The 21,242-nt window shown below is 63.5% G+C and carries 14 protein-coding genes; 4 read left to right on the top strand and 10 right to left on the bottom strand.

What is annotated here, in order from left to right; translation table 11 throughout:
- Positions 1-4: 4 nt before the first annotated feature.
- The 10 genes from pbpC to BLQ09_RS06875 form a co-directional block, all read right to left on the bottom strand.
- Positions 5-2,302, bottom strand: coding sequence for a penicillin-binding protein 1C (gene pbpC, locus BLQ09_RS06920; protein WP_092355980.1), 2,298 nt, complete (start codon positions 2,300-2,302; stop codon positions 5-7).
- Complete coding sequence (locus tag BLQ09_RS06915) at positions 2,283-8,087, bottom strand: alpha-2-macroglobulin (RefSeq protein WP_092356097.1); 5,805 nt, start codon at positions 8,085-8,087, stop codon at positions 2,283-2,285. Before BLQ09_RS06915 ends, pbpC begins: the two co-directional genes overlap by 20 nt.
- A gap of 93 nt (positions 8,088-8,180) precedes the next feature.
- The gene (locus BLQ09_RS06910) at positions 8,181-8,768 is read right to left on the bottom strand and encodes a mobile mystery protein B (RefSeq protein ID WP_027608184.1); all 588 of its coding nucleotides are present in this window, start codon (positions 8,766-8,768) and stop codon (positions 8,181-8,183) included.
- A complete protein-coding gene (locus BLQ09_RS06905) occupies positions 8,759-9,223 on the bottom strand; it encodes a helix-turn-helix domain-containing protein (RefSeq protein WP_027608185.1) in 465 nt (154 codons plus the stop codon). The genes BLQ09_RS06910 and BLQ09_RS06905 overlap by 10 nt, the downstream gene beginning before the upstream one ends.
- A gap of 162 nt (positions 9,224-9,385) precedes the next feature.
- Positions 9,386-10,318 carry a phosphatidate cytidylyltransferase gene (locus BLQ09_RS06900; RefSeq protein ID WP_017528659.1) on the bottom strand — a complete coding sequence of 311 codons (933 nt, stop codon included), beginning with the start codon at positions 10,316-10,318 and terminating at the stop codon, positions 9,386-9,388.
- Between the two features lies 1 nt (position 10,319).
- Positions 10,320-10,940: a lysophospholipid acyltransferase family protein gene (locus tag BLQ09_RS06895; protein ID WP_027608186.1), complete on the bottom strand. Its 621-nt coding sequence runs from the start codon at positions 10,938-10,940 to the stop codon at positions 10,320-10,322.
- 9 nt (positions 10,941-10,949) lie between these two features.
- Positions 10,950-11,393 (bottom strand): hypothetical protein, encoded by a 444-nt coding sequence (locus BLQ09_RS06890; RefSeq protein WP_027608187.1) that lies wholly within the window; start codon positions 11,391-11,393, stop codon positions 10,950-10,952.
- On the bottom strand, positions 11,383-12,681 hold the full coding sequence (locus tag BLQ09_RS06885) for a phosphatase PAP2/dual specificity phosphatase family protein (RefSeq protein WP_027608188.1): 1,299 nt from the start codon (positions 12,679-12,681) through the stop codon (positions 11,383-11,385). Before BLQ09_RS06885 ends, BLQ09_RS06890 begins: the two co-directional genes overlap by 11 nt.
- 2 nt (positions 12,682-12,683) lie before the next feature.
- Complete coding sequence (locus BLQ09_RS06880) at positions 12,684-14,438, bottom strand: bifunctional alpha/beta hydrolase/class I SAM-dependent methyltransferase (protein ID WP_027608189.1); 1,755 nt, start codon at positions 14,436-14,438, stop codon at positions 12,684-12,686.
- A gap of 10 nt (positions 14,439-14,448) precedes the next feature.
- Positions 14,449-15,072: a CDP-alcohol phosphatidyltransferase family protein gene (locus BLQ09_RS06875; RefSeq protein ID WP_027608190.1), complete on the bottom strand. Its 624-nt coding sequence runs from the start codon at positions 15,070-15,072 to the stop codon at positions 14,449-14,451.
- A 318-nt stretch (positions 15,073-15,390) separates the two neighbouring features.
- Between BLQ09_RS06875 and hflK (BLQ09_RS06870) the strand changes: the two genes are divergently transcribed.
- From hflK (BLQ09_RS06870) to BLQ09_RS06855, 4 genes are read left to right on the top strand one after another with little or no spacing between them, the layout of a single operon-like run.
- Positions 15,391-17,295 carry a protease modulator HflK gene (gene hflK / locus BLQ09_RS06870; protein ID WP_092355977.1) on the top strand — a complete coding sequence of 635 codons (1,905 nt, stop codon included), beginning with the start codon at positions 15,391-15,393 and terminating at the stop codon, positions 17,293-17,295.
- Positions 17,296-17,307: 12 nt separating this feature from the next.
- Positions 17,308-18,294 carry a protease modulator HflC gene (gene hflC, locus BLQ09_RS06865; protein WP_027608192.1) on the top strand — a complete coding sequence of 329 codons (987 nt, stop codon included), beginning with the start codon at positions 17,308-17,310 and terminating at the stop codon, positions 18,292-18,294.
- Entirely contained in the window at positions 18,291-19,325 is a 1,035-nt protein-coding gene (gene hflK / locus BLQ09_RS06860; RefSeq protein ID WP_092355974.1) for a protease modulator HflK, read from the top strand. The genes hflC and hflK (BLQ09_RS06860) overlap by 4 nt, the downstream gene beginning before the upstream one ends.
- On the top strand, positions 19,322-21,208 hold the full coding sequence (locus BLQ09_RS06855) for a cation-translocating P-type ATPase (RefSeq protein ID WP_092355971.1): 1,887 nt from the start codon (positions 19,322-19,324) through the stop codon (positions 21,206-21,208). Before hflK (BLQ09_RS06860) ends, BLQ09_RS06855 begins: the two co-directional genes overlap by 4 nt.
- Positions 21,209-21,242 lie beyond the last annotated feature (34 nt).

The following is a 21,242-nucleotide window of genomic DNA, read 5'->3' as shown; positions in this document are numbered from 1 at the left end:
CTTATCACGGCACAAACTCCACCCTCAACCCCCGACTCGCACTGCGCCCCTGATCATCACTGACCCGCAGCCGATACTCCCCCGACTTAACCGGCCGCCAGTTCAATGTGGCTTGCGGCGGGCCCTGGCCGATCAAGGTTTGATCAGTAAACCAGTACAGCGTCGCCGCATCGCTGGCCGCATTCGCGTTCAGCGGGATGCTTTCCTGGGGTTGGGACAGGCGCAACTGATAGCTCACTTGAGTCAGCGGCGAGCGAATCTGCGGGGCTTCGCTCTGGTCGCTGATGCGGTTGGGCTGGCAGTTTTTCATCACGTTGGGTGGCGTGCGGCGGGGCAGGCCGGCGGCGCGGTACAGGCGTTGTATGTCGCTGGGCCAGAATTCGAAGACTTCCTCGCGGGTGTATTGCGCCTCGAACGGCGGGCATGCGGCCTTGCCGGTACGGGTGTCGATCAGTACCGGGCGGTGCAGGTTGGACACGCGAATCGGTGACACGCCGGGGATGTACCAGGTCTTGCGGGTTTGCGGGCACCAGCGGTTGGGCAATTCGCCCGAGGCGGCGCAGACGTCGATGCGCACCAGGCCGGCGGGTGGTTTGTCGGCCTTGATCACGACGTTGGGCAAGGCCAGGGGCAGGGCGTCGGCGATACGGAAGAACAGCGGCGCGGCGGTCTTGGCACCGATAAACGCCGGGTTGGGGCGACCATCGAAGTTGCCCACCCACACCACCAGCACGTAGGGGCCGACCAGGCCTGCGCTCCACGCATCATGGAACCCCCAGGACGTGCCGGTTTTCCAGGCGGTGCGCCAGTGCCGCGCGGGCAGGCCATCCGGGCGTGGGTTACGGCGCAGCATGTCACGCACCATAAAGGCCGCCTGCGGGGTGAGGAGCTGCGGGCCGGTAGCCTGGGGCTGCTCCTGCAGATAGCGCAACGGCCGCAGATGGCCGTCGCCCGCCAGCATCACGTACAGCCTCGCCAGTTCCTCGGGGGTCATCTCACCGCCACCGAGGGCCAGGGCCAAGCCGTAATGGCTTTCACCGCGCAGGCCCTTGACCCCGGCGCGTTGCAGCAACCCATACAACGACGGCGACTTCACCTGGCTGGCCAGCCACACCGCCGGGATATTCCGGCTACGGATCAATGCATCCCGTGCGGTCAGCGGCCCGACAAAACTGCCGTCGAAATTTTCCGGCTGGAAGTAGCCGAAGTTACTGGGCAAATCCTTGAGGATACTCATGGGGTGGATCACCCCTTGATCCAGCGCCAGCCCGTAGAGAAACGGCTTGAGGGTCGACCCCGGCGAGCGGCGTGATAACACGCCGTTGACCTGGCCGTGGATGCCTGTGGATAAGTAATCCGCCGAGCCCACCAGCGCCTTGACGCTCTGGTCGCGGCTGTCGATCAGGATGGCCGTGGCATTTTCCACACCGGTGCTGCGCCGCTCGGCGATAAAGCCGCTGATCAGGCGTTCGAGCAGTTGCTGCAAGGGCAGGTTGAGGGTGCTGTTGAGTTCGTTGCCGGGCTGGGATGCCAACAGCTGCTCGCTCAGATGCGGCGCCAGGAAGGGGATCTGCTGGCGATTGCGGGCTTCCAGGGGCAGCTCGAGCAAACTGGCGTTACGCGGGTCTTGTGGATATGTTTCGCGCCAGTCATTCATCAAGCGCAGTCGCGCGTTTTGCAGTGACGGCCCGAAGCGTGCGCGCCGCCCCGGCTGCTGGGGAATCACCGCCAGCGCCAAGGCTTCGGACAACGACAACTGCGCCGCTGCCTTGCCGAAGTAGATGCGACTGGCCGCTTCGGCGCCTTCGATATTGCCGCCCATGGGCGCCAGGTTCAGGTACGCCTCAAGAATGTCGTGCTTGCTGTAGCGCGCCTCCAGCCACAGGGCCAAGGCCATCTGCTGCAATTTGCCGGGTACCTGGCGGGTGTTGAGATCCCACAGGCGCCGCGCCAATTGCATGCTCAAGGTCGAGCCGCCCTGGCGTTGGCCGCCGCTGTAGGTGGCCAGGGCCGCGCGCAGCAACGCCGGGGGATTGATCCCCGGGTGCCAATGGAAATTGCGGTCTTCCTTGAGCAGCAAGGCCTCCACCAGTGACGGCGAGATGCGCTCCAGCGGCAGCCATAAGCGGTATTGGCCGTCATCCGCCAGGGTCATGCGCAGCAGCGAACCGTCATCGGCCAGCACCACCCGTGACGACGTCACAGCCTGTTCCAGCGGAGCGTGGGGCCATAGCCGCAGCCCCGCCAGCACCAGCGCCGCTGCCAGCAGCGGCGCCAGGTGTTTAAGGCTTGGTAATTTCAAGCTGGCCTACTTTGCCGCGCCCTTGCAGGGTGGGTTCGTACATGCCTTCGGCGTAGGCCGGTGGCGTATTGAACGTGCCGGCGTTGGTGGCGCGCACGCGATAGACGAAGGTGCCTACGTCGCGCAGTGCCGTGCCGTACAACACCACCCGATCATCACGCACATCCACGTAGTCCGGCTGCCAGTTGCTCAGCTCGGTTTCGCCGATGGGCGCTTGCCAGGCATCGGCTTCTTGTTCGCTTTCTTCTACGTATTCGGACGCTTCGCCTTCACTGTCCTCGCTGCTGGCGGCTTCCGGCTCCGGCGGCAAGTTATACACAGGCTCGACGCCACCGGGCAGCAGGTCGACCACCGCCACTTGCTGCACCTGGTCACGGTCGGTGGCACGCAGGCGCAAGCGCACCAGGAACTCATCGCCCACCGCCACTGTGCTCACCGGCTCGCCTTTGAGGTCGAGGTATTCGTGGATGATCTCCAGCCCGTTGTTGATCGGCTTGAGCTTGGCTCCCTTATCGAAACCGGCTTCGCTGAGCATGTAGAACGCCGCCGGGCCGTCGGATTTTTCCATCAGCAGTTTTTGCGTGGCGCCCGGTACCGCCGCGCGCGGTGGCTGGCCGGCCATTTCCAGCAGTTGTTGCTGCTTGTCGCCCAGCCAGGCGGTGGCCTTGAGGGTCATATCGCTTTGCGCGCGCTGGCCGTAGTTGTCCAAGGCACGCAGCAACAGCGCTGCCGACAGCGAGTTGTAGCGCTGTTCGTTGAGGCGCTTGCCGAGTTTATCCAGCAGGGCGGTAGGAACATCGTCCAGCAACTCGGGGAAATGGCGAGCGAGCAGATGCAGGTGCTCGGCATCGTGGACCAGCGGGTCGTAATACAGGCCGTCGCTGTCCCACTTATCCACAAGCGAACGCCAAGGGATCTTGCGGAACAAGGTGTCGGCCTGGCGATCCTGCTTGAGCAGTTTGTAGCTGGCCGCCAGGTAGGCGGCGCCCAGGTCGTTCTGCCAGCTGTCCTTGAAGTAGCTCTCGTAACGCTCGCGGATATCGCTCAAGGCGCCGCTCACCAGAATCCCCTGACGACTCAGCAGGTAACTGGCGTAGGCGCGGTTGCGCAATTCCGACAGGCCTTCGCTCGGGCCGTTGGCCAGGTCCGTCAGATAGCTGTTGGCGCGCAGCAGCAGGTCTTCCGGCACCGGTAGCCCGCGCTCCTTGGCTTCGATCAGGAAATCGGTGGCGTACAGGCTGGCGTAGGGCGCCACATCCGGGTTGGCGGCCCACAAACCGAAACCACCGGCCTGGTTCTGGCGCTGACGCAACATGCGCACCGCGCTGCTGAAGGCCTGTTCTGCCTCGGGTGCGGTGCCGCCCCAGATCAACGCCGGCATAGCCTTGGACACCAGTTGTTCGGTGCAGGCATAACCGTAGTCATCCAGGTAATGCTTGAGGCCGTTGGCCCATACCAGCGGCGAGGCGGCCACACCCAGTTGTACGTCGCGCAACTGGCTGAACAGTTCACGGGTGGGCTTGAGCTCTTTGCTGGCGCTGTCGAAACGGCCCAGGCTCAGGGCTACGCGATGCTCGCTCAGGGGACGGATCGAGGTGGTTTCCGCCACCTGGATCCGCTTGCCATCCGGCAACACGGCGACAAAGCGCAAATCCGCCGAACCGAGGGTTTCGCCGACCTTGATCTTGAACTCGGCGGTGCCCTCTTTGCGCGGTTGCAGGGACAAGGTGCTGGCTTTGTCGCCCTGCACCACCAGGCCGGCGCTGGTCTGCACTTCAAACTTCACGTCCGCTGCCGCCTCGAGGTTGCTGAATACTCCGGCGCTGACGTTGAACACATCACCCGGCGCCACGAAGGCTGGCACGTTCGGCGTGATGACGATCGGGCCACGGACCTCGGTATTGGCCTCGCTGACGCCCACGCTGTCGGCGTCCACAGCCACCGCGAACAGGTGCAGCTTGCCGTTGAAGCTGTCCGGCACCTGGTAATGCAGCACGGTTTCACCGGCGGGCAAGTCCACCAGCCCGGACCACCAGGCCACTGGCGGCTGGTGTTTACGCTTGAACGGGTTGAGGTGGTTGGCCAGGGCGCCTTCCGTATCGCCACCGGGCGCCGCCCCACTGAGCAGGCGGCTGAATTCCGGCAGGATCAGGTCAAGGATCTGACTGGTGCCGACTTCCAGCGCACGTTTCTGGAAGAAGAAGCCCAGCGGGTCGGGCGTCTGGTAGCGGGCTACCTGCAGGATGCCTTCGTCCACTGCATACACCACCGCGCGGCCCGGGCGGTCGGCGTTGACCTTGATGTCCAGCGTCTGCCCCGGCTCGATTTTCGTCGGGCCCTCGACCTTCAACGCCATGCGCCGCGCATCGAGGTTGATGCTGAACGGCACCACCCCGTAGGACAGCGGGCTCATGTAGACCTCGGACGAGCCGATGTCGCGCACAAACTGCACGTTGACGTAGGCATTGCCCTCAAGCCCCGCAGGCACGCGGATATGTTGCACGCTGTTGGTACTGTCGGCCTTGAACCACTGCTGGACGTAGACCTTGTCCCGCTCGATGGTGATCAGGCCCGCACCGGTGTAAGGCGCGCGGATGCTGATCGCGATCTCATCGCCGGTGGCGTAGCTGCGTTTATCCAGGCGCAGTTGCAGCTCGGCATTGCGTTCCAGGGAGCGCGAGGTATTCCCGCGTCCGGCCACGCTGTAGTCGATCTGGTTGAGCAGGTTGCCGTTGGCGTCCTTCACTTGCAGGGTGAAATCCCCTGGGGTGGCGGTGTTCAGGGTCTGCCTGGCGCCGTCCTTGGTCATCACCAGCGGCGAGGCCGGTTGGCTGATGTTCTTGATACGCGACTCGTACTTGTAGGTGCCGTTGGACTGTTTCACCAGTACCGACACGTAGCGGTGCTCGACCACTTCGCTGGTCAGGCCATCCACCGCCAACGGGGTGAGGTCTGGCGCGACGGTCAGCCATTGCACCTGGCGCGGGGCGTCCTTGGCGACGTACGACAGCGAGTCCTGACTTTTCACACCCACAAGGTAGGGCGCGGACGACACCAGCAAGGCACTTTGCGCCGCCACGTTACGGCCCCCTTCGGCCTCGAACACCTGGGTCATCACTTGCAAGCGATAGGTGCTGTTGGCGAAGCGTTGCAGGTTGAGGTCGAGCACCGCCTGGCCGTTGTCGTCGACGGTGGTTTCGGCCAAGTCTTCGGTGTTGGCCTCTTCCAGGGCATCGTTGAGGCGGAAGCGGTAATCGGGGTAACGGTCGAAGGCTGCGAGCGTGGGGCTCAGGGACATTTTCGCGGTCACGCGCCGGCCTGCCGCCGGGGCGCCGAACAGGTGCATCGCGGTGACCTTGGCCACCACCTGGTCCGGTGGAATCCAACCTTGCACCGGTGTGTCGTGCAGGCTCAGGCTGACCTTCATGCGGTCCGGTTCGAAATCGCGGACCTTGAAGCTGACACTGCCGAGGTCGGTGCGGGTCTGTTTCTGGCCAATCAACTGCAAGGTCGCGGTGTAGTCACCGGCGGGGGCGACTTCGCTGCTGGGGAAATCAAAGGTTTCAAAACCGCTGGCAGACAGCTTCAGCGGCTGGCGAATCACTTCCAGGCCGCGCGGGTCGGTGATCTGCAGCTCCACGGGCAGGCCTTGCAGGGCACCTTTCCAGTTGCCGCTGCGCACGATCATGCCCAGGTGCGCGGTCTCGCCAGGGCGGTAGAGGCCACGGTCGGTGAACAGGTAGGCACTGAGGCGATCAATCGCGCCGTCTTCTTCCAAACCGCCTACGTCGAAGCGCGACAAATCCAGCTGCTGGGATTGACGGGCGATCGGCAGGAACGACTGGTCATTGCCGCGGGTGACCACATACATCAGCGGCGTTTTCTCACGGCGCAGTTCATCCAGCTTGGCGAAATGCACGTGGCCTTCACCGTCGGTGTGGCCGCTGCTTACCGGCAGACCGTTGCGGCCAATGATGTCGACCTGGGCGTCGGACACCGGCGAACCGTTGCCGATGGACTGCACATACACGTCATGGCTGCCATCGCTGGAGCGCTTGGCGATGATGCCGAGGTCGGTGACCACGATAAAGCGCAGGTCAGAGGTGGTGCTGCGCGAATAGTCGAACGTGCGCTCCGCCGGCTCATCCTGAGGGCTGAGCTTGAGCACGAAAATGCCGCGACGGCCTCCGTTGGCGGTGAGGTAGTGGCTCAGATCGACGTTGTCATACACGGTTTTCGCCGGGTCCGAGGACGACAGTGCAATATCCAGGGACTGGCGTTCAACCATGCGGTCGAAATACTCGTTGCCGAAATTGGGCCGGGCAAAGCTGCCGCTGCTCTGGTCCACCAGGTGCTGCAATTGGTTGGGCAGCAAGCGCGCGATTTCCACATGGGCGCCAGGTACACCACGGGCCATGAAACCCAGGCGTTTTTCGCCATTGAGGCTGAGCAACGCGCCGTCGGAGAGGAACTGCAAGGTGCGCGGATAAGCCGGCATGCTGATCAGCGAGGCCGTCGGGTTTTTCGCCAGGTAGCCACCGATGGCTTCCAGGTTGGCGGGCACGCGCACATACAGCGCACGGCCGGCCGGGGCCTTGAACTTGAAGGCGTGCAGGGTGTTCAGCGGTTCGACGCTGGGCACGTGGGTCAGCGTGACCTTGGTACTGCGGGCCAGCAGGGCATCGTCGATGTCGTTGCTGTTATAGGGACGGGTGTCGTCCTGGGCTTTTTCCGGCAACAGCCAGGCCTGGACCTTACCGGCAATGGTGTCATCGGCCACGGCACTGGAGCTGCTGAACATCAGCACCGGCTCAGGCTCGCCGCGTTCGTTATCCACAAAGCTCACTTCGGCGCCGGTAAAGGTCAGGCGATAGCGGCCGGGCACGGTGACTTCCGCCACCAGCGGCGCGGTGCTGGCGTTGCCGCCGTCGCGGGCCTTGATGCCTTCATCCAACTTGGCGCTGACCGGCGTGCTTTCCAGCGGTGTGGCCAGGGCGGCGGAGCGTACGTAGGCGTTCAGCCTGGTCTCGTCGAAGCTGATGTCCGGGCGGTTGGGCAACTGGGCGTCGCGGTAGGCCAGGCCTTTGCCGAGAGTGACCGAAACGCGCTTGCGCAGGCTGTCTTCATCGACCGGGTGGGAAAAATGGAAGGTCGCCACCAGTTGTTTCAGCGTCGGGTTCGACGGGTCTTGATACAACTCGTTGTGTGCCAGGGTGGCGCGGAACGGCTGGGTGGAGAACTGGCTGCTGTACTGGCTGAGCAGTACGCCATCGGCCAGCAAACCTTTCCTGGCCAGATCAAGGGTGTAACCCGCTTCGATAGGCCAGTCTTTCTCCGGCACGAACAGCAGCGTGCGGTCATCGGACCAACGCCAGCTCCCGGCCATATTGGGTTTGAGGGTGATGCCTTCGGTGACCGGCTTGCCAATGGCGGCCAGCGGGGCCACCGATTCGGCAAAACGCACTTGCAAGTTATCCACAACCGGCGGTTGCTGGGTGTAGTCCGTCAGGTTGGGTTTGTGCAGCGAATAGCCCACGGTGTGGGGTTGCGGCAGGTTGGAGTACCAGTGCCAGCCATAGAAGCCAGCGGCCGCCAGCAGCACCAGGCCCAATATGCCGGCACCGGCCTGGCGCGGATAAGCGCGGGCTTTGTTACCCAGGTTCGCCAGGCCACGGCCGATGGCGCGCAGCCACAGCGGCGGATGCCATTGGCCGAAAACGGCCCCCACCACAGTCAGAAACACACCGACAACACGACGGCTGATGGCTTTGAGCGAATCGAACATGGTGAGCATCCCTGGCTAAGTGCGGCGTATCTTACAGGGTCTTTGATACAAAAGATGACGCCGATACGCCGCACGGCGGGGATGTTTACCGAGTCAGCTGCGCACGAATGCCGACAGCAGCGCGTAATCATTGGCGTCGGCAGCGCGAAGCGACTGGATGTAGCGGTGGCGAACTTCGTTCACGATTACCAGGTTACCGCGCCCCCAGGAGAAGGGAGCAAGACCACATTGCCTCAGCAGGCAATCGGTCATGAGGCGAGCATGTCTACCGTTGCCATTGGGGAAAGCGTGTAGCCACACAAGTCGATGATGAAAGCGCACGGCAATCTCTTCTGGCGGGAATACGTTGTGCTCCAGCCAATAAGCCACGTTGTCGAGCAATTGACGCAAGTTGACGGCAATCTGCGTCCAGTCACAGCCAATGTTTTTATCGGATTTGCGGAAAGTGCCGGCCCACTTCCAAGTGTCGTCGAACATTTTCACGTGCAGTTCGCGGCAGAAATGATCATTCAGCACATCCAGCTTTTTTTGCCGAGCTACCCAACGCGAGGCTTTGAGGATGTTTTGCGCCTCCCATTCATCCAGTTCGCCTTGGGTGGCGATGTGTCTCGGTTTCAGCCCAGCGACTTCGTCCGGATCGAGCGGGGTTTGACCGGGTTTAAGTTCCAGTTCTATTGCCATAGGCGTGTCCATGGACCGTCGAGCAATTCTTTGCGACGTTCATCAATCTGACGTTCGATGAAGGCATCAGAAGGACGTTGATCTTCGAGGCTCATGGAATGAGCGACGCCTAGGATTTCTTGCTTGGCCATGAGTTCGGCGCGGTCTTGGATGACTTCATGCAGGGGCTTTTTGGGGACAAGGCCGTACACGAGTTCACAGTCCAGTGCTGCCGCGAGCTTTCTTAGCTGTGCAAGCGAAATGCGATCCTCAGCTTCGGAACGCTCGGACTTGGTCAACGTCACTGAAGACACGCCCGCCATTTCGGCCTGGGCTCTTAATGAGCGACCCAACGATTCTCTGATAGAACGCAACCATCCGCCTGGCGGAACGGGTGCGCCTTTAACGGTGTTAAAGGGTTCAATAGCGCGTTCTACTTGAGAAAGGCGCAGCTTGTAGAGGTTGGAAGTACCCATGGTGAAAGACCTTTGTAAGCCTATAGGCTATCAATATTGAAATAAATATTAGCCTATAGGTATACATTAATCACAAAAAATAAGCCTATAAGCTAACAAAATACAGGATTCTGTTTGCCTATAGGCTTACAAAGCAATTCAATTTGTTAGCTTTCAAGAAGTTCAGGTCCACCAGTAGCGCACGAGGTGGAAGAAAATCGGCGCCGCAAAACATACCGAATCCAGGCGATCCAGCATGCCGCCGTGGCCTTCGATCATATGCCCCCAATCCTTCACCCCCCGGTCGCGCTTGATTGCCGACATGACGATGCCGCCGGCGAAGCCGAGCAGGTTGATCAGCAAGGCGATCAGGAACGACTGCCACGGGTTGAACGGCGTGGTCCACCACAGCGCCGCACCGATCAGGGAGGACAACAGAATCCCGCCGACAAAGCCTTCCACGGTTTTCGACGGCGACAGGTTGGGCGCGATCTTGTGTTTGCCGAACAGCTTGCCGCACACGTACTGCAGCACGTCCGAGAGTTGCACCACGATCACCAGGTAGGCGATCAGCAGCAGGTTGCGGCCTTCGTAGCCGGGGATGTCGAGGGTCAGCAGGGCGGGCACGAAGGATACGCAGAACACCGCAATCATCAGGCCCCATTGCACTTTGGAGGCGCGTTCCAGGAAGTGCGTGCTGTCGCCGCCGAGGGAGGCGAGGATCGGCAGCAGCAGGAACACATACACCGGGATAAAGATCGAGAACAGCCCGTACCAGTCCGAGTAGATCAGCAGGTATTGCAACGGCAACGCCAGGTAGAACGCGGCCACCAGGGCCGGGTAGTCGCTGCGCCGGGTGGGCGTGAGGGTCAGGAATTCGCGCAGGGCGTAGAACGACACTGCATAGAACAGCAGGATCACCGCACCGGTACCAAGCCAGAAGGCGATACCGATGACCACCACCATCACCCACCAGGCGTTGATGCGGGCGTTGAGGTTGTCGATCACCGCATTGGGCGTGCCACGGGTGCGCAGTTTGAGGATGAGGCCGATCAGCGAGGCGAGCACCAGGATCGCGCCGATGCCGCCGAATAACATCAGGGTTTGGCTATCCATCTCAGGAATGCTCCGGGGCGAGGGCGAGCAGGGCGTCGCGGGTTCGGGCAAGGAACGCGGCTTTGTCTTCGCCTTCTTCCAATTGCAAGGGGGCGCCGAAGCTGGTGGTGCACAGCAAAGGCAGCGGAAGCACGCGGCCCTTGGGCATGACCCGGTTGAGATTGGCGATCCACACCGGGATCAACTCGGCCTGTGGGTAACTTTTGGCCAGATGGTAGATGCCGCTTTTGAACGGCAGCAAGCCGTCCTCCAGATTGCGTGTGCCTTCGGGAAAGATGATCAGCGAGTCGCCGCCTTCCAGCGCGGCGAGCATGGGCTGCAGGGGGTTATCCACAGGGTCCTTGCGCTCGCGGTCGATCAGCACGCCATTGAACACGCGGTTGATGATGTAGCGGCGTAGGGCGCTTTTGTTCCAGTAATCGCTGCCGGCCACCGGGCGCGTGAATTTGCGCAGGTTCTGCGGCAGCGAGGCCCACAGCAGCACGAAGTCGCCGTGGCTGCTGTGGTTGGCGAAATAGATACGTTGCACCGGCACTGGCGCGCAACCCAGCCACAGGCTGCGGGCGCCGGTGACGGTGCGGGCCATGGAGGTAATCAGCGTGGCGACCACGGGTTCGAACATGGGGATTCCTTATGCGGCGAAAGGCAGCCAGGGGCTGGCGAGGATCACGGCGAGGGTCAGCAGCGCTTGCGCGCCCAGCAGCCAGGCTTGTTTGCGCAGCAATTTGAGGGCGCCGCGACGGCGCTCGGTCCAGGGCCGGCCGGCCCGCTTGGGCGATTGCAGGCCAAGGGTCTGCAGGGCTTGATCGAGGTCCGCCGTGCGCTCGATGTCGCGGGCCAGCAGGGCGAACAGGTCGGCGTCAAAGGCCACCCGCAGCGCCCAGTACTTTTGCAGCAGCCCCAGGATAATCATCCACAGGCTGAGCAGCAGGCAGATGGTTGAAACACTCGCCATCAGCAACTGGGCCAGGCCGAATAACACCCCGGCCACGGTCAGGCCTGTGGATAACTGATCCAGCGAACGGCCACGGCGCAGCAGGCTGGCGACCACCTGGAGTTCCATATCAGCGGGCATGGGGCAAACCCTCCAATGCTTGACGATGAGCAGGATGCAGGACCACATGGGCCCGCGCTGTACGAATAATAGCCAGCGCTTGGTCCACCGTGGCAGCGCGCCCACTGTGCAGCAGCCAGGCGGCGATGGCGGTGGCGCTGCGTGAGTAGCCAAGGGCGCAGCACACCAGCACCGGGCCGCTTGCACGCAGGCGCTCGATGGCCTCGGCGGCTTGCTGGCAGTCGGCGGGTGTCGGGGCGATCAGGTCCAGCACCGGGATGCTTTGATACGCACGGCCTTGTGGATTAATCGGCAATTCGGCACAGAGGTCGACGATGGCGCTGAATGAATTTTGCTCTTTCGCACTGGGAATTCGCCCCAGCCAGACGTTATCCACAATCAGGTCCGGCTGTGGGTGTTTGCGTGTCCACAGGCGCGAGTTTATCCACGCCGCGGCCAGGTAGGGTGCGTACAGCCAACGCGCAGCAGGTGTAAGCCGGCCATCGCTGCGTTTTTGAAAGCCCGCAGCGCCGAGCACCAGGTAATTCGCCTTGATCAGGCCCAGGGACACCGCGGGCCAGAGCAGCCATAACCAGCCGCCGCCCAGGGAAAACGCCAGAATCGCCAGTGCCAAGGCTCCCAGGCCGTAGCGCAGGCCCACGCGCCAGCGCTTCGAATCCCGGGTCAGCCGTGCATTCAGCAAGGGGCTTGGGTGTTCCACCGGCCACAGCCACACGCATAGCCAGCCGGCGAGGGCGCCTGTGGGTAAGTCGATAAAGTGATGTTGATAAGTGGTCAGCACCGAAATACCGATCAAGGCGAACCAGCCATGCACCAGCCAGCGCCATAACCCTTGGGTGTGGCGCTGATACATGACCCACAGGATCACCAGCAGCGCGATATGCAGCGAGGGCGCCTGGTTGAAGGGTTTGTCGAACCCCGCCAATACGGCAAACAGCCAGCCGAACACACCATCCAGCTCCGGCCGCTCGAAGGTGAAGCGCAGCGGCCAGATCAGGAAGCAACTTACGGCGATGACCTGCGCGCTGAGCAGGCGCAGCGCGTGTTGCTTCAGCTCATGGCGGCTGTTGGGCAGCAGCAGGGAGAAACCGTAAAGCAGGTCGATGGACCAATAGGGCACGATGGTCCATGCCCAGAACGGCATATGGGTTTCCCAGCCGAACACCAGGGTGCCGACATCGCTGCGCTGGCTTGTAACCCACGTGGCGAAGCCGTAGGTGCTGAAAAACAGCGGCGCCAACAGCAGCAGCCACAGCACCGCTGGTTTCAATAGACCGGGTTCGCGCATGGTCAGATCTTCTGGGCCAGGGACACGGTAAAGATGCCCCACTCATCCACACGCTGGGTGATCTTGCGAAAGCCCGCGGCTTCTACCAACTGATCCATTTCTGCCTGGCTGCGACGGCGCATCACCCAGGCCTGGCCCTGGCGATGGCTGGTCAGTGCGCGGGCGATCAGTTCCAGTTGCGGGTGCCATGGCTGGCCGGTGTAGACCAAGTAACCGCCGGGCTCCACGGCTTCAGCCAGGCCGGCCAACGAACCACCGACCATGGCGTTATCGGCAAACAATTCATACAACCCGGACACCACCGCCAGCGTCGGCTTGGGTTGCAGTGCCGCCAAATCCAAGCGGTCAAACGCATCGCCTTTGACGAACTGCGCGATGTCTCCCAGGCCCTTCTCACGAATCAGCGCGCCACCGTCACGCACGTTGATGTCGCTGTAGTCGCGCAGCAGGATCGATTCCGGCAGCGGCGACACGCCCTGCAAGGCTTCAAGAATGTAGCGCCCGTGGCCGGCGGCGATGTCGACGATGCGCACTTCGCGCTGTTCATCCCTCAGCTTGGCCATGGCCAGGCGCAGCAGTTCCTCGACGTTCAACTTGCGCTGGCGAATACCGCGCCAGCCGATGGAGTTGAGGTAGTTGGTGTCGATCATGCGGCCCAGCCCGCCTTTGCCGGTGGGCGTGTTGCGGTACACGTAGTCCAGGGTGCTGCCGGAGTCGAAGCCGGTGTCGAAGCCCAGCTTGACGCCGTCCGACAGGTTCTTGCCCAGGCCCATGCTGGCGCGGGTCAGGCGCCAGTACAGGTCGCGCAGGGAATTGCGCGGCAAGGGCGCTGCGAGGGATTCGGATTCGGCGCAGGTGGCGCCCAGTTTGTCGGCGTCCAGCAGGGACGCACGGTCCAGCGGGTGTGCGAAGTTCTGCAGGATAAAGCGCCTGGCGCTGCTCACGGCCACCGCGCGGTCGCGCTCGCCGAGGGTGTCGTGGAAAAAACCGGGGAGGATATGCAGTTCTTTTTTCAGGCTGCCAAGGCGGTCGAAAAATTGCTGCTGGGGTTTGCGGTGCACCACAAAGTCGGCGCCCGAGACCAGCACTTGGGTCGGCACCTGGATCGCCTGGGCATCGGCGACAACCCGGTCGGCGGCTTCGTACAGGCCCAGCAGCACGTTCACCGAGATGGCCTTGGTGATCAGCGGGTCGCTGTCGTAGGACGCCACGCGCTCCGGGTCATGGCTGAGGAACTTGGCCTTGACGTAGCTGTTGACGAAGAAGTTGCCGCGAAACCTGCGCATGAGCGCCAGGCCCGGCCGGGCAAAGGGCACGTACAGCTTGACCTTGAACGCCGGGGACGCGAGCACCAGGGCGCGGATTTTCGGCGCGTAGTCATGCACCCAGGTGGCTGCGATCACCGCGCCGACACTTTGGGCAATCACGGCACAGTCTTCTTCCTCGATGCCATAGGTGGCGCCGATATGGTCGCGGAAAGTTTGCACATCACGGGCGCTGGTGGCGAAGCTCGGGCTGTCGCCGCGTTCGCCAGGCGATTGGCCGTGACCCCGTGCGTCCCAGGCGAAGAAGTCGAACTGCGGCAAGTCCAGTTCATCCACCAGGTGCGCGATACGCCCCGAGTGCTCATGGCCGCGATGGAACAGCAGGATCGCCTTGCGCGGCTCGCCGTCCGCCGGCGCGCTGGCCGGCCAATGACGGTAGAAAAGCTCGACGCCGTCATGGGTACTGAAGGTGTGCTCTTGCTGTTCGCGCATTGCAAAATCCTTATGCAGAAGGGGAGATAGGTTGTTCTTCTTTCAAACCCTGGCGCACCCGGTTGACCAGGGTGTAGGCGAGCAGGGCGGCGACCAGCCACATCACAGTGTCGACCCAGCCAGCGCCGAGCCAGCCCAGCGCTACACCGGTGGCCAGCACGCCGAGGACAAACGCGCGGTCACTCTTGCCCATCGGCCCGTCATAGCGCCGTGACGCGCCGACCATCGGCCCCAGCACCCCGGCGTATTCGCTGAACACCGCCAGCAGCGCCACCAGCAGCACCGGCACCAGGCTCACGCCGGGGATCAGCGCGAAGGGCAGGATCAACGCACTGTCGGCAATCACGTCGCACAATTCATTGAGGTAGGCGCCCAGGCGCGACTGCTGGCCGAATTCCCGGGCGAGCATGCCGTCGATGGCGTTGAGGGCCATGCGCAGGATCATCCACAGCGGGATCAGCGCAAACAGCCACAGGTGCTGGGCGAAGCTGGCGATCAACAGGCCGACCAGCAGGGAAATGACCCCGGCGAGCACGGTGATCTGGTTGGCCGTGGTGCCATTGTCATAGAGGCGCTGCACGAGGGGACGCAGCAGGTTCTGAAACCGCGGTTTGAGCTGATAGATCGAAATCATGGGGGTGACGCTTCCTTGTCCGAGAGCCCGCGAAAAACTGCCTGGAGTGTGCCGATTATTCATGGCCTATACCAGTGATGGCGCGTGTTTATGGGGGTTTAGTCACGATCTGGAAAGCACTGAAGGACAAATGTGGGAGGGGGCTTGCCCCCGATGGCGGTCTACCGGTTGATGCATGTGCCGGCTGACCCATCGCCATCGGGAGCAAGCCCCCTCCCACAGGAGATTTCTGCCATGTTCAAAAACCCTGTTTAACGAACAAAAATTTCACGCCGCGTGTTATATCGTAACGAATTGTGTACAAGCGGGCGTGAGTGGATGCAAGTGGATCTAGAGGCGGACGGCGCTTCGGTGGAAGGCCTGCCGCGTTTTCAGCAAGGGCTGTTCCATGCCCGCCGATTGCGGCAAGCCGGTATCAGTCTGACAGTACTGGCCGTAGTCGGTTGGGTGCTGGCGTTGTTTGTCGCGCTGTTTGCACCGTTGTCGATCTGGCCGGTGGTGTTGATCAACTGCGCATCGGCCCTGCTGGTGCTGGTGGCAGGGCTGCAGTCGGCGTGGTGGGTGGCCGATTGGCGGGCCCAGGCGCTGGAGGCGCCGGCGGCCGAATTGCCCGTTGAAGAAACGGGTCGCTACGCGCGCCTTGTGGAACGCTTTGGCCGGCAGATCGGCGCCCCGGTCTTGTGGCTGGGCGGCTGGTCGCTGCTGGCGCTGGTCAGCATCATCGAATTCTGGAACCTGGGCCTGTCCTCGGCGCCTGTCGGCCAAGCGGCCAGCGTGGGGGCGGCATTGGCGTTGGCGCTGGCGTTTGGCTTGCTGGTGTTCGAACGGCGCCTGGCTCAGGAAACCACGGCCCAGTGGCCGGAAGCCGCGCAACTGGCGCAGTTGAGTCGGGTGGCGATTATCTGCCTGGTGGTCAGTGCCATTTGCCTGCTGTTTGCCGGGGCTGAGTCGGTCTGGCCGTTGCGCCTGGCGGTGCTGGTCGGGCTGTTGCCGGCGCTGGTGGCGGTGGAGTTTCTATTAAGAGGCCTGCTGTCGCTGTTCAGCCCGCGCCAGCCGCGCCTTGAACCACGGTTGATGGCGCAAAGCTTCATCGCCGGGTTGCTGCGCTGGCCGCCACAACCGCTGCTGGCGTTGCAGCGCGAATTACACAACCGTTTCGGCATCGACCTGCGCCAGATCTGGGCGTTTACCTACATGCGCCGGGCGTTTTTGCCGGTGCTGCTGGTGGTGCTGGCGGTCGGCTGGGCGCTGACCGGCGTGCATGAAGTGCCCCTGCAAGGCCGTGGGATTTATGAGCGCTTTGGCAAACCCGTCGAGGTGTTCGGCCCTGGCCTGCATGCCGGGTTGCCGTGGCCTTTGGGTCGTGTGTTAAACATCGAGAACGGCGTGGTGCATGAGTTGGCCACCAGCGTCAGCGAGGCCGCCGCACCGGAGCTGGCGTCAGCCGAAGGCCCGGCACCGCTGGTTGCCAATCGGCTGTGGGACGCCAGCCATGTGAATGACAAATCCCAGGTGATCGCCAGCAGCAGCGGCGACAAGCAGAGCTTCCAGATCGTCAATATGGATGTGCGCTTCGTTTACCGCATCGGCCTCACCGACCAGGCCGCACTCGCCGCCACTTATAACAGCGCGGATGTGCCGACCCTGATCCGCAGCACCGCCAGCCGCATCCTGGTGCACGATTTTGCCTCGCGTACCCTCGACGAATTGCTCGGCGAACAACGCACCCGCCTGGCCGACGAAATCGGCCGCGCCGTGCAGGCGGATTTGCAGAAACTCGACAGCGGCGTGGAAATCCTCGCCACTGTCGTGGAAGCCATCCACCCACCGGCCGGCGCGGCCAATGCCTACCACGGCGTGCAAGCCGCGCAGATCGGCGCCCAGGCCCTGATCTCCCGCGAGCGCGGCGCCGCCAGCGAACACACCAACCAGGCCTTGCTGCAAGCCAGCACCGCCCGCGACCAGGCCTTGGCCACCGCCCGCGAAGTGAATGCCGGTGCCCAAGCCGCCGACCTGCGCTTTACCGCCGAACAAAAGGCCTACGCCGCGGCCGGTCGGGCCTTTGTGCTGGAACAGTACCTGGGCCAACTCAGCCTGGGCCTGGCCCACGCCAAGCTGCTTATTCTGGATCACCGCCTGGGCGCCGAAGGTGCACCGACGATTGATCTGCGTTCTTTTACTTTGCCGGCCGACCCTTCGCTGCCGCGTAAAGCCGTTCAATAAGGAGTCTGTCTGTTGAGCGCTCATTCTCACGATCATGGTCACCACCACGGCCACCATCACCCTCATCACGGTGATGAACAGGCGGCGGGTCCTTTCCCTTGGCGGCGTATGGCCTGGGCGGTGTTGCTGGTGCTGTTCGCGGTGGCGGCGGCGAGCCTGGTGCAGGTGCGCTCCGGCGAAGCCACGGTGATTACCCGCTTCGGCAACCCGTCGCGGGTGTTGTTGGAACCGGGCCTGGGCTGGCGCTGGCCGGCGCCGTTCGAAGCGGCGATCCCGGTGGACTTGCGCCTGCGCACCACCTCCAGCGGCTTGCAGGATGTGGGCACACGCGACGGCCTGCGGATTATCGTGCAGGCCTATGTGGCGTGGCAGGTGCAGGGCGATGCCGACAATGTGCAGCGCTTTATGCGCGCGGTGCAGAACCAGCCGGATGAGGCGGCGCGGCAGATTCGCACCTTCGTCGGCTCGGCACTGGAAACCACGGCGGCCAGTTTTGACCTGTCGAGCTTGATCAACACCGACGCCAGCCAGGTGCGCATCGCCGATTTCGAGGCGCAGTTGCGCCAGCAGATTGATCAACAATTGCTCACCACCTATGGCGTACGAGTGGCGCAGGTGGGGATCGAGCGCCTGACGTTGCCGTCGGTCACGCTGACCGCCACCGTCGACCGCATGCGTGCCGAGCGTGAAACCATCGCCACCGAACGCACGGCCGTGGGCAAGCGCGAGGCCGCGCAGATTCGCTCCGCGGCTGAGCGTGATGCGCGCATCGTGCAGGCCGATGCCACGGTGAAAGCCGCCGACATCGAAGCCCAGTCGCGGGTCGAAGCCGCGCAGATTTATGGGCGTGCCTACGCCGGCAATCCGCAGCTGTATAACCTGCTGCGCTCCCTGGATACCCTGGGCACGGTCGTGACCCCCGGCACCAAAATCATCCTGCGCACCGACGCCGCGCCCTTTCGCGCGTTGGTGGACGGGCCCAAGGACGTTCAGCCATGACCGAGCGTGACAGCCCGGACAGCCCCTGGATCCAGGCCGGGCGCCTGACGTTCCTGGCGTTGTACGCGGTGACGGTGTTGGCCGCATTGGCATGGGCGTTTTCCAATGTGCGGCAGATCGACCCGCAGAACCGTGCGGTGGTGCTGCACTTCGGCGCCCTCGACCGCATCCAGAATGCCGGGCTGCTGCTGGCCTGGCCGCAGCCGTTCGAGCAGGTGGTGTTATTGCCGGCGGCCGACCGGGTGATCGAGCGTCGGGTGGAGAACCTGTTGCGTTCCGATGCGGCGGTGCAGGCTGATCGTGTGGCCAGTTTCGCCACGCCCTTGAGCGATGCCCTGGCCGGCTCCGGCTACCTGCTGACCGGCGATGCCGGAGTGGTGCAGCTGGATGTGCGGGTGTTCTACAAGGTCACCGAACCCTACGCCTTTGTGTTGCAGGGCGCGCATGTGCTGCCGGCCCTGGATCGCCTGGTGACCCGCAGCGCCGTGGCCCTGACGGCGGCGCGCGATCTGGACACGATCCTGGTGGCGCGCCCCGAATTGATCGGTACCGACAACGGCGCCGCCGAGCGTCGCGAGCGGCTGCGGGGTGACTTGGTGCAAGGCATCAACAAGCGCCTGGCCGAGTTGGCCGCCACCGGTCTGGGGCTGGGCATCGAGGTGACGCGGGTCGATGTGCAATCGAGCCTGCCGGGCCCGGCGGTGAACGCATTCAACGCCGTACTCACCGCCAGTCAACAAGCCGACAAAGCCGTGGCAAACGCCCGGACCGAAGCGGAAAAACTCACCCAGACCGCCAACCAGCAGGCCGACCGCCTGGTGCAGGTTGCCCACGCCCAGGCCAGTGAACGCCTGGCCAATGCCCAGGCGCAAACGGCCACGGTCGCCAGCCTGGCCCAGGTCAAAGACCCGGGCTTGCTGTTGCGCCTGTACCGCGAGCGTATGCCGAAGATTCTCGGCCAGGCCGGTTCGGTGACCACGGTCGATCCTAAAGACGACTCCCGCTTGATCATCCAGGGAGCCGAACAATGAGCGCACCCATGCTGACCTCTGCCGAACAGCGCAGCGCTGCCCGACAATTGACCCTGGCCATGCTCGCCCTGGGCTTGCTGACGCTGGGCCTGGTATGGCGCTGGCTGGCGCCGGACCAGACGGGCGTCAGCCAGTTGCTGCTCGGTGTGGCCTCGTTGCTGGTGGCGGTGCCGGTGATGCGCTCGGCCTGGTACAGCCTGCGTTTTCCCAGCCTGCATGGCATTACCGACCAACTGATCGCCCTGGCGATGCTCGGCGCCTGGGCCACCGGCGATCTGCTCACCGCCGCGCTGCTGCCGATCATCATGATCTTCGGCCACGTATTGGAAGAGCGCAGCGTGATCGGCTCCCAGGAGGCGATTCATGCCCTGGGTAAACTGACCCGCAGCCATGCGCGGCGGGTGCAGGCCGACGGCAGCATCATCGAAGTGGATAACGGCACCCTGAGCACCGGCGATATCGTCGAGGTGCGTGCCGGTGATCGGGTGCCCGCCGATGGCGTGGTGCTGTCGGGCCAGGCGAGCCTGGACACGGCGCCGATCACCGGTGAGTCGGTGCCGTTGGAAGCCAGTGTGGGTGTGCAGGTGTTTGGCGGGGCGATCAACCTCGATGGCCTGTTGCGCCTGCAAGTGACGCGTACCGGCAATGAGTCGACCCTGGGCAAAGTCATCGCGCTGATGCAGAACGCCGAACGTTCCAAGCCGCCGATCACGCGGCTGCTGGAGCGTTACGCGGGCAGCTATATGGTGTTGGTGTTGCTGCTGGCGGCAGTAACCTGGTTTGTGACCAATGACGCCCAGGCGATGCTCGCGGTGCTGGTGGCGGCGTGCCCCTGCGCCCTGGTGCTGTCGGCACCGGCAACGGCGATTGCCGGGATTGCCGTGGCGGCCCGGCACGGGATCCTGATTCGCAGCTCGGCGTTCCTCGAAGAGTTGGCGGACCTGACCTCGCTGGTAGTGGACAAGACCGGCACCCTGACCTTCGGCACCCTGCGCTTGCAGTCCATCGAGACCTCGTCGACCGACCGCCAGGCGCTGCTCAACCTGGCGGCCAGCCTCGGTTCGGCCAGTAGCCACCCGGTCAGCCGTGCGTTGGCGGGGTTGGCGACTCAGGCGCAACTGCTGGCGCTCACGGATATTCGCGAGCGCCAGGGCCTGGGCGTTGTGGCACAGACCGAGCAGGGCGAAGCGGCGTTGGGCCGTCCCGAGTTGTTCGAGCAATTGGGTATTGTCACGACGACGGTGCCGAACCATGACGGCCCGATTGCCGGGCTGGCCCTGAACGGGCAGTTCCTGGCCTGGCTGCTGCTGGCCGACAGCGTCAAGCCGGAGGCGCGCCAGGCCCTGCAAGAGTTGCGGGATTTGGGCCTGGGTCGCCAACTGCTGCTGACTGGCGACCGTCAAAGCGTGGCCGACAGCCTGGCGCTGGACGTGGGCATCAGCGATGTCGAAGCCCAGGCGTTGCCGGAAGACAAGCTCAACCGCGTGCTGGGGGAAATCGGCAGCGGCTTCCGGCCCATGGTGGTCGGTGATGGGATCAACGATTCCCTGGCGCTCAAGGCTGGCGTGGTTGGGGTGGCCATGGGCGCGGGTGGGGCGGACATTGCGCTGGCCTCGGCGGATGTGGTGTTGATCGGCAGCGACCTGCGGCGCCTGGGCACCTGTGTGCGCTTGAGTCGCCAGTGCCGGCGTACGTTGCAGGTCAACGTGGTCATCGGCCTGGGCTGGACCTTGGCTATCGTGGTGTTTGCCGCCTTTGGCTGGTTGGGTGCTGCGGGGGCGATGATTGCGGCGGTGCTGCATAACCTCAGCACCTTGCTGGTACTGGGCAATGCCGGGCGTTTGCTGCGGTTTCAGGAGCCGCTGTCGAAGCTTGAGGATTAATTTCAGAAATATTTGCACACGGCTGTAACGCCGA

The organism is Pseudomonas sp. NFACC25, from assembly GCF_900100935.1.
Lineage (GTDB): Bacteria > Pseudomonadota > Gammaproteobacteria > Pseudomonadales > Pseudomonadaceae > Aquipseudomonas > Aquipseudomonas marginalis.
The sequence above is the reverse complement of the archived record's forward strand: the minus strand, read 5'-3'. Positions and strand labels throughout refer to the sequence as shown.

Excerpts from the sequence above, each read along its gene's own strand:
- hflK (WP_092355974.1), top strand. The coding sequence starts at position 18,291 with ATGACCGAGCGTGACAGCCCGGACAGCCCCTGGATCCAGGCCGGGCGC.
- BLQ09_RS06915 (WP_092356097.1), bottom strand. The coding sequence starts at position 8,087 with ATGTTCGATTCGCTCAAAGCCATCAGCCGTCGTGTTGTCGGTGTGTTT.
- BLQ09_RS06885 (WP_027608188.1), bottom strand. The coding sequence starts at position 12,681 with ATGCGCGAACCCGGTCTATTGAAACCAGCGGTGCTGTGGCTGCTGCTG.
- BLQ09_RS06900 (WP_017528659.1), bottom strand. The coding sequence starts at position 10,318 with ATGGATAGCCAAACCCTGATGTTATTCGGCGGCATCGGCGCGATCCTG.
- BLQ09_RS06905 (WP_027608185.1), bottom strand. The coding sequence starts at position 9,223 with ATGGGTACTTCCAACCTCTACAAGCTGCGCCTTTCTCAAGTAGAACGC.
- BLQ09_RS06890 (WP_027608187.1), bottom strand. The coding sequence starts at position 11,393 with ATGCCCGCTGATATGGAACTCCAGGTGGTCGCCAGCCTGCTGCGCCGT.
- BLQ09_RS06855 (WP_092355971.1), top strand. The coding sequence starts at position 19,322 with ATGAGCGCACCCATGCTGACCTCTGCCGAACAGCGCAGCGCTGCCCGA.
- BLQ09_RS06895 (WP_027608186.1), bottom strand. The coding sequence starts at position 10,940 with ATGTTCGAACCCGTGGTCGCCACGCTGATTACCTCCATGGCCCGCACC.
- BLQ09_RS06875 (WP_027608190.1), bottom strand. The coding sequence starts at position 15,072 with ATGATTTCGATCTATCAGCTCAAACCGCGGTTTCAGAACCTGCTGCGT.
- hflK (WP_092355977.1), top strand. The coding sequence starts at position 15,391 with ATGCAAGTGGATCTAGAGGCGGACGGCGCTTCGGTGGAAGGCCTGCCG.
- BLQ09_RS06880 (WP_027608189.1), bottom strand. The coding sequence starts at position 14,438 with ATGCGCGAACAGCAAGAGCACACCTTCAGTACCCATGACGGCGTCGAG.
- BLQ09_RS06910 (WP_027608184.1), bottom strand. The coding sequence starts at position 8,768 with ATGGCAATAGAACTGGAACTTAAACCCGGTCAAACCCCGCTCGATCCG.